Here is an 8,343-nt window from a genome sequence, read left to right on the forward strand (position 1 = left end):
TGGCATGCTGAGGGATAGCGTCTTGTTTTATTATGCCTCTCGGAGACTAGAGGAGGCAACAATACAAATTGTTGATGGGGTGAGAGGGCAACTGGATCTTCATCTTGTTGTCCGTATCTTATATGCCCTTTCGGTGTTAAGGAGCTGGTCGGTGACGTTAACACTAATCATGATGATTTTATGTGGGCTCTACTGGTTGCTGGGCATGCACTTTTTTATGCACAACCCCGGAGGCGCCGGGCTGTATTTGCCCTTTAACGCGTGGGGATGGCTCTTTGCGTCTTTGGCTATGGGGCTGGGACTGTGGCAGGTGACTTTACGTCAACGTCTGGTCTTTTCTCCATTACAAGCGGGTTTATGGATAGGAGCTCTCTTGCTACTGCTCCCTATGCTCTATCCAGGGTTTGCACTTAAGGATTTTGCCATTCCCAGATTGTTGGGGCTGTTTGCTGGTTTGCTGTTTTTGTTCGGGCTCTATCAATGGAGCTTTAATCGGCTGCAGCGTGATCGCCTGCTCTACCTGATCCTGATTGCGATCGCAATAGAGGCTGTGATTGGTCTGGTGCAGTTCTATCTGTTGACTCCGGGCAACTGGATTGGCTATGACACCAAGCCCAATCGCCCATATGGGATATTCCAGCAGCCCAATGTGATGGCAACCTTTATGGCAACTGGTGTTGCTCTTGCCATCTGGCTGGAATTACGTAGTGAGGGGAGTCGCTTACTGATGACTCTGCGCTATGGCGTCATTCTATCTGCGACACTGTTACTGGTTGTTTTACAATCCCGGGTGGGCCAATTGGGTGGCCTTTTAGCCCTGCTTTTATTGCTACCGCAACTCCATCGTCACCAATTGCTTTGGCGCGTATTGGCTCTGATTATTTCGGCGGTAGTGATTGGTCTGCTATCACAATACTGGATGGCGGGAGCCAAGCGTGGGTTGGAGGTCTACCAGTCCGGCGGCATGCGTTCCATTTATTGGCCATATGCGATAAAGCTGATTTTGCAGGCCCCTTGGACAGGGTGGGGGTATGGCAGTTTTGAGTCTGTATTCCTGCATCACTACATGGCGGATAAAGCGCTGAATCCTGGCATGGTTCAGATCGAATACAACCTGGATCATCCACATAATGAATTTCTCTACTGGGCTGTTGAAGGTGGCATTGCCCCTATGGTCGGAATGGTGATCATGGGAGGCGCACTATTGTGGCGGCTGAGTAAGACTAGATTGAGTCATGGAATGGCGTTGTTGGCGCTGGTTACCCCCATCTTGTTGCATACCCAGACAGAATATCCTCTCTATCATGCTATCGCATTGTGGTGGCTGCTTCTGACGCTTATTTACGTCATTGATGCTGAGGTTGCAGAAGCCGCCCTTACCAATGATGGGCGTACCACATGGTGGGAATTTGAGTATCACCCTTGGTTGTTATTGCGTTTTATGGCAATTGCGATCCCTTTGGTCGTGGTTCCTTTTATGCTGACTGCGATCCATACCGCCTGGGTAGTTACCAAATATGAGCGAGGTGGCTATAAGGAACCGACCTTGTTGCTGGATATAGTTAATCCAATGGCATGGTTGACCAGAGTCGAGTTCGATGTGAACTCGGTTCGTCTTATGGTTGGTTTGCAGACCCATAACAAAGCTGAACTTGAAGCTTATCTTGATTGGGGTAAAGAGTTTGTTCGCCATACGCCAAGAGCCAATATATACGCCAATATGGTCATAGCTCTTAATGCACTGGGGCGGATTGAGGAGGCCAATGCACTGCGTCGTGAGGCGTTGGTGCTATACCCAACCGAGCCTTTATTGACAGGCTCTGTAGCCACCTCAGTGATCAATAGCGTTGATCAGCGAGCCAATAGTGCAGCAAAGGAAGCCAAGGGACAGTAATCTCACGGGAAAGCCAGTTCTTAAGGTGCTGCCTTTCCTATTGGTTACTACCTTTGCCGCTGTAGCAATCACAAGAGCCAGCTATCAGGATCATCATAACATGATGATTTATATGGATAAGATAATTATTTGATAGCAATTTCTTCGAGGGCTTAATTGGGGAAGGGGTATATCATTAACCACTGAGTTTGCAGACCTACTCTCCTGATTTGATATAGTGGGTTGTGTTGCGCTGTGCTTTTTACTGAGATATCTCTCATGACTATCAAACATAGACCTAGCAGATTCGGAGTGGGTTCATTGGCGCCATGTGGTAATTATGAGTCTATCTTTGTCGTTTATTTGGCCTTGTTTTTTCAGAACGGCAGCCTGGTATCAGCATGTTTCATCTATTATCTGTGTTCTCTTTTGCGAACACAGACAACCACCGCTGACTTAACTGCGAATAAAAAGCTTGAAGTAAATAAAAACTGTATGTTGTCGTGAATTGTCCATGCTATTCTAAAACCGTTATCTCTGTGACCGATTTTTGTGAGGAAATAATGAACGAGTTTCTGAAGGTTCTGCTGAACATTCGTAGTCTGCGAGCGGCTATTCGTGAGCTGCCGTTTGAGCAATTGCTGGAAGCGAAAGAGAAGTTTGATCTGGTTTATCAAGAGCGCGCTGATTCTGTTGAGCAGGAGCGTGCCGAGCAGGAAGAGCGTCAGCGCAAGCTGAGCGAATTCACCGAAATGCTGCAGCAGGCTGGTATTGATCCTCGTGAGCTGCTGGCTAGTGCCGCTGCTCCGGCTGCTGCGACTGGTGCTGCCAAGAGCAAGCGTGCTCCGCGTCCGGCTAAATACAAGTACGAAGAAGATGGTCAGGAAAAAACCTGGACCGGTCAAGGCCGTATGCCGAAAGCCATTGCTGCTCAGGTAGCGTTGGGCAAAGACCTGAACGATTTTCTGATCTGATTGCGTCAGTTTGGATATTCGATAATGCCGCCTCTGTGCGGCATTATTTTTGCCTGCTGCATATTCTCACTGGATTATTCAATCCGCTCACCACTATTTTTCTTCCCTCTTTGTGAGCTAAACACCTTATCTCTAGCATTTTATGAACTGCGGTAAATGCAGGTAGTGCGTGACTCGATCCCGACAAGGGGTGTGTACCGAATATGTCTTTGCATCGAAAATGCTGGGAAGGGATATGGATATGACAACAGAAACAAAACTGCACCAAGCGTTATCTCTCATCCTGCATATTTCTAGACAAGGGAGAGCCTTGGAGTGGGGAAGTAAAAAGAGAGAAGAAGATGGGGGAAATCTACAAGGCCCCACCCGCTTTCACGAGGTGGGGCATGCTGATTATTGGGTAAGGTTATCGCTGCCGCCGATGGCACGATAGATTTTCGCTGTAGTGTTGAGCTGTTCCTTCTGCTGAGCCAGCAGGCTTTGCTCGGCATCCCACAGGCGGTTCTGCTCGTCGAGCCAGGCCTGAACTCCGGTAGCCCCAGCTTCAAAGCGCGTCTTGGCCAATCGCTCAGACTCTTTGGCATACCCGAGTTGTTCCTGCAGGTAGCTGAGCCGCTGTTGGCCGTAGCTTCGTGCTGCCAGATTGTCTTCCACCTCGACCAGCGCGGTATAGAGCTGCTTGCGAAACTCGGTTTCGGCAATCTGGTAATCCACTTGCGAACTCGCAATGGCAAGGCGGGTATGGTTGTACTCAAGGAAGGGGAGGGCAAGGGTTGCCCCCAGAGAGCCGACCGGATTTTGCAGCACCTGCGCCAATTTATCCGATGCCGTGCTGGCACTGCCGGTCAGGGTGATGCCCGGATAAAAACCGGTGCGGATCTCATCCCCTCTGGCCAGGGTTTTGCGCAGCCGCAGCTCCGCCGCTTTCACATCGGGGCGACGGGCCAGCAGATCGGCGGGAATGCCGACAGCCAATTCAGGAATGTGCTGGGTTGTCAGCGAAGTCGGTGCATACTCCAGCTGTCCGTGGCTGCGGCCAAGCAGCAGGCGCAAGGCATTACGGGCCTGCTCCTGCTGTGCCTTGAGAGAGGCGAGCTCAGCCTGTTTGCCCGCTTGCTGCTGGCTGGCCTGTGCCAGATCGAGTCGGGTGATGGCTCCGGCCTTGTATTTGGCCTGGGTCAGCTGCTCGGTGCGGGCCAGGTTGGCCAGCTGTTGCTCGCTCAAGGTAATGGCCGAGGCGAGATAGCCAAGCTGCCAATATTGCTCAAGGCTATTGCCGATAAGCAGCAGACGGGTGCTGGCCAGATCCTGCTCGCTGGCGGCCGCTTCCCAGCTTGCCTGCTCCCGTGCCGATGCCAGCTTGCCCCACAGATCCACTTCATAGCTCAGGCCAAGTGATGGCCCCATACTGCTGGTTGATTTACCGCTCTTCAGATCCTTGTTGCTACTCGCGCCCAGGCTGCCATTGACCGAGGGGGTGAGATTGGTATCGGCCTGATCAGCTCCCAGCCGGGCGCTCTTGAGCTTGAGGGCGGCAATGCGCATGTCCGGGTTGGCAGCCAACACCGCTTCGACCAGCTGGTTGAGCTGCGGGTCGTGAAAGGCTTGCCACCAGGGGCCAGCCTGGGTGGCAAGCTGTTCGCTGTTCGCCTGCTGCCAGACGGGAGCGATGGCGAGATCTTGCCGGTGATAGGTGCTCTGCTGGCTGCAGCCACCAAGGGCGATAAAGAGGGCCAGCCAAGATAATTTGTACATGTTATTCCCTCGCCAGTGCGACCACGGGGTCGAGTCTTGCCGCGTTGCGCGCAGGCAGATAACCAAACAGGATCCCGATGAGTGACGAGCAGCCAAAGGCCATCAGGATAGAGAAGAGCGAGAACTGCATCTTGATGCTGTCGACCAGCAGGGAGAAGAGCATGCCGATCCCGAGGGAGAGGCCAACCCCGCAGATCCCGCCGAGCAGACTTACCATCACCGCTTCTATCAGGAATTGCTGCAATATGTCGGACTGACGGGCACCGACCGCCATGCGGATGCCGATCTCGCGGGTTCGCTCCACCACCGACACCAGCATGATGTTCATTACCCCGACGCCGCCGACGATCAGCGAGATCAGCGCGATGGCCGAGACCATCAGGGTCATGGTGGCGGTCGTTTTCTCCACTGACTTGATGATGCTGTCGCTGCTGAAGGTGAAGAAGTCCTTCACGCCGTGGCGTTTGGTCAACAGCTCGATCACCGCCTGCTCCGCCAGTGCCGGCTGTATGCCATCCTTGACCCGGATGGTGAGCTGGCTGAAGTGATGCTGCGAAATCAGGCGGCTCATCACCGCACTGTAGGGGAGCCAGACATTGACCGACTGGCTGGAGGGGCCAAAACCAGTCTCCTGCGAGACAACCCCGATGATGCGCACCGGCAGCGTGCCGACCATCACCACCTTGCCAACGGGATCATCCTTGCCTAGCAGGCTGCCAATACTCTTCTTGTCCACCACGGCGACGGCGGCACGCTGCTGGATGTCTTGCCATTCGAGCAGGCGTCCGCTCACCAGCGTCATTCCTTTCACCTTGAAGTAGTCGTTGCTCACTCCGGTCACGCTACCACTGCTGGTCTTGTTGCGGTAACGCAGCTGGCCCGGGCTGGCAATCTCGGGACTGGCGCCGGCCAGATAGGGCTGCCCCAGCAAGGCATCGAGATCCCCCTTGTTGAGGGTCTGGATGCTTGCCATCTTCTCATCACCCCACCCCTTGCCCGGGAATATCTCGATGGTGTTGGTGCCCATCGCATTGATCTGGTCGATCACCTTGGTTCTCGCCCCTTGTCCCAGCGCGACCACGCTCACCACGGCGGCGATACCGATGATGATGCCGAGCATGGTGAGGAAGGTGCGCATCCGGTGAGCCAACATGGCGTGAACCGCCATACGCCCCGCCTCCCGATAGCGATCCCAGTCGTAGCTGGCCCCTTCGCCAGCGGCTGGTGGTACGTTGAGCACCGCTTGATTGCCGGCGACCTTGCGTCCGCTATCTTCCTGCACCCGACCATCCTTGAGGGTGATGATCCGGTCGGCGTGGCTGGCCACCTCCATATCGTGGGTCACCAGAATGATGGTGTGCCCCTGCTGATGGAGCTCTTTGAGGATCGCCATCACCTCCTTGCCACTCTGGCTGTCCAGCGCGCCGGTTGGTTCATCTGCCAGGATCACCTCGCCACCATTGGCCAGCGCCCGGGCAATACTGACCCGTTGCTGCTGGCCGCCGGAGAGTTGTCCCGGCGTATGGTGACTGCGCTCGGCGAGCCCGAGGCGACCGAGCAGCTGACGGGCCCGTGCTTGCCGGTCATGGCGACCGGTACCGGCATAGATGGCCGGGATCTCGACGTTGGCGGCCGCATCGAGATGGGGCAGCAGGTGATAACGCTGGAAGATAAAGCCGAAGTGGTGGCAGCGCAGGCGGGCGAGTGCCAGCGCATCGAGCGTCGCGGTATCCTCTCCCCGGAACAGATACTGGCCACCGCTGGGGCGATCGAGGCAGCCCAGCAGGTTCATCAGGGTCGATTTGCCGGAGCCGGAGGCGCCAACGATGGCGATCATCTCCCCGGCTTCGATAACCAGATCGAGGGGATGGAGGACGGTCACCTCCTGCTCGCCGCTCTGATAGCGCCGCTCGATCCCTTTTAGCTGGATCAGGGGCTCACTCATAGCATGACCGCCACATCATCCTGAGCGGCTGGTGCGTCGTGATTGAGCTGCACCTGCTCTTTTTCGTCCAGACCGCTCACGACTTCGATCCGGATTTCATCTTTCATGCCGGTCTTGATATGACGGGTTTCAGTCGTCTCATCGTCCTTGATCACGGTGACTTCATACTCGTTGTCTCCCAGCGACTTGCCGAGGGCGGTTTGCGGCACAGTGAGCACCTGCTTGCGCTCACCGAGCACTATGGTCACCTGGGTGGTCATTGCCACCCGCAGGGTGTGGTCGGGGTTGGGCACATCGAACAGGGCGTAGTAGTAGACGGCCGCATTGCTGGTGGTGGTACCGGTTGCAGCCTGATCGTTGATGTTGGTGGGCGCTAACTCCACGGCGCGCAATTTCCCCTGATAGCGGGTGTCCGGATCGCCAATTAGGGTGAAATAGACCGGCATCCCCGCCTTCACCTTGGTGACATCCGCTTCGGAGATTTGTGCCTTGACCGTCATGGTATCGAGGTCGGCCAGCTTGAGCACGGTTGGTACCGTCTGGCTCGCTGCCAGTGTCTGGCCCTGGCGGGTGACAATGGTAATCACGGTGCCATCCATCGGCGCTAGGATCTTGGTGTAGCCGAGCTCGGTTTTGGCCCGCTCCACCTTGATGATCGCGTTGTCGATGTTGGCCTGGCTGCTTTGCAGATCAGCTCGGGTGACGGCCAGCTGCGCTTCGGCGCTCTCCAGATCGGCGTGCGAACTCGCCTCCTGCTTGAACATCTGTGACTGGCGCTGCCATGCCAGCTGATACTGCTTGAGCTGAGCCTGCTTGATCTTGAGCTGGGCGCGGTTGCTTGCCAGCTCGGCCTCGGCGGTTTTCAGGTTGTTCTGGGCGATGAGCGGATCAATCTCCGCCAGCAAATCCCCCTTCTTGACCCGATCGCCTGCCTCGACCGCCAGCTTGGTGACCTGGCCGGAAACCTGAGCGCCGACATCAACCTGTTCAACGGCTTGCAGTACGCCGCTGGCCAGCACGGTCTGGGCAATATCTTCCCGGGTAACCGGCGCTTTGAGGATCGCTTTGGGAGGGTCGCTTGGCCATACCAGCCAGCCGATCAGTGCCAGCCCGAGCAGAGTGAAGATCGCTCGGGTTCTCAGCTTGGAGCTTATTTTCATTGAACACCTGAATGAAATCAGAACACAAAAGGGTTATAGGGCGACAATCGTGCAGCAAAGCCATGGCAAATAACAGCCGAAAATATGTAAGCAAAGTTATGGTGTTACCTGTCAATTAGGTGGCAAGTTGCGACTCGAGCGGTGGTTGTCTAGTCCTGAAATAGGTTTACACATTTTCAACTAGCATTTCTCTACTCAGAACCCCCTATGTACCGCATCGGGGGTTCTGTATTTCAACGCATGATGCGGCCGCTCCGCGTTGTAAATATCTACTGCTTCACGCACCATCTCCCGCGCTTGCGCCAAATCCTGCGGGCTTTGCAACAATAACTCTCCTTTCAAAATCCCGTTCACCCGCTCCGCCAACGCATTCTGATAACAGTCATACCCATCCGTCATCGAGCATTTCACCCCGTACCGTTCATGTAATGACTGATACAGTCCCGAGCAATACTGCACGCCACGGTCTGAGTGATGGATTAGCTCCCCGCTGCCACACCGTTGCTTCAGCGCTTTCTTGAACGCCATCGCCACCGACTCCGCGTGCATCCCTTCGTGCACGTGATGGCCCACTATCTTGCGTGAGTAGGCATCCGTCACCAGGCTCAGGTACAGCGGCCCGCTCCTGGCTGGCAG

6 protein-coding genes are annotated in these 8,343 nt (G+C 55.3%); 2 read left to right on the forward strand and 4 right to left on the reverse strand.

Annotated features, from left to right (window positions below):
* The first annotated feature begins 169 nt into the window (after positions 1-169).
* Positions 170-1,894, forward strand: a complete 1,725-nt coding sequence (locus AB5Y76_RS02275; protein WP_263718794.1) for a PglL family O-oligosaccharyltransferase — start codon at positions 170-172, stop codon at positions 1,892-1,894.
* A 542-nt stretch (positions 1,895-2,436) separates the two neighbouring features.
* Complete coding sequence (locus AB5Y76_RS02280; RefSeq protein WP_104015297.1) at positions 2,437-2,847, forward strand: H-NS family nucleoid-associated regulatory protein; 411 nt, start codon at positions 2,437-2,439, stop codon at positions 2,845-2,847.
* 393 nt (positions 2,848-3,240) lie between these two features.
* On the opposite strand, the gene AB5Y76_RS02285 is transcribed toward AB5Y76_RS02280, so the two are convergent.
* From AB5Y76_RS02285 to AB5Y76_RS02300, 4 genes are all read right to left on the reverse strand, one after another.
* Positions 3,241-4,602: an efflux transporter outer membrane subunit gene (locus AB5Y76_RS02285; protein ID WP_263718782.1), complete on the reverse strand. Its 1,362-nt coding sequence runs from the start codon at positions 4,600-4,602 to the stop codon at positions 3,241-3,243.
* Between the two features lies 1 nt (position 4,603).
* Entirely contained in the window at positions 4,604-6,547 is a 1,944-nt protein-coding gene (locus AB5Y76_RS02290; protein ID WP_263718784.1) for a MacB family efflux pump subunit, read from the reverse strand.
* Entirely contained in the window at positions 6,544-7,707 is a 1,164-nt protein-coding gene (locus tag AB5Y76_RS02295) for an efflux RND transporter periplasmic adaptor subunit (protein WP_263718786.1), read from the reverse strand. Before AB5Y76_RS02295 ends, AB5Y76_RS02290 begins: the two co-directional genes overlap by 4 nt.
* Before the next feature lie 195 nt (positions 7,708-7,902).
* The coding region (locus AB5Y76_RS02300) for a transposase (protein ID WP_368177666.1) at positions 7,903-8,343 on the reverse strand (441 nt) is incomplete at its 5' end.

Source organism: Aeromonas sp. R1-2 (assembly GCF_040908505.1).
GTDB lineage: Bacteria > Pseudomonadota > Gammaproteobacteria > Enterobacterales > Aeromonadaceae > Aeromonas > Aeromonas veronii.

Coding starts and splice junctions, on each gene's coding strand:
- AB5Y76_RS02275 (WP_263718794.1), top strand. CDS start 170: ATGATGATTTTATGTGGGCTCTACTGGTTGCTGGGCATGCACTTTTTT.
- AB5Y76_RS02290 (WP_263718784.1), bottom strand. CDS start 6,547: ATGAGTGAGCCCCTGATCCAGCTAAAAGGGATCGAGCGGCGCTATCAG.
- AB5Y76_RS02295 (WP_263718786.1), bottom strand. CDS start 7,707: ATGAAAATAAGCTCCAAGCTGAGAACCCGAGCGATCTTCACTCTGCTC.
- AB5Y76_RS02280 (WP_104015297.1), top strand. CDS start 2,437: ATGAACGAGTTTCTGAAGGTTCTGCTGAACATTCGTAGTCTGCGAGCG.
- AB5Y76_RS02285 (WP_263718782.1), bottom strand. CDS start 4,602: ATGTACAAATTATCTTGGCTGGCCCTCTTTATCGCCCTTGGTGGCTGC.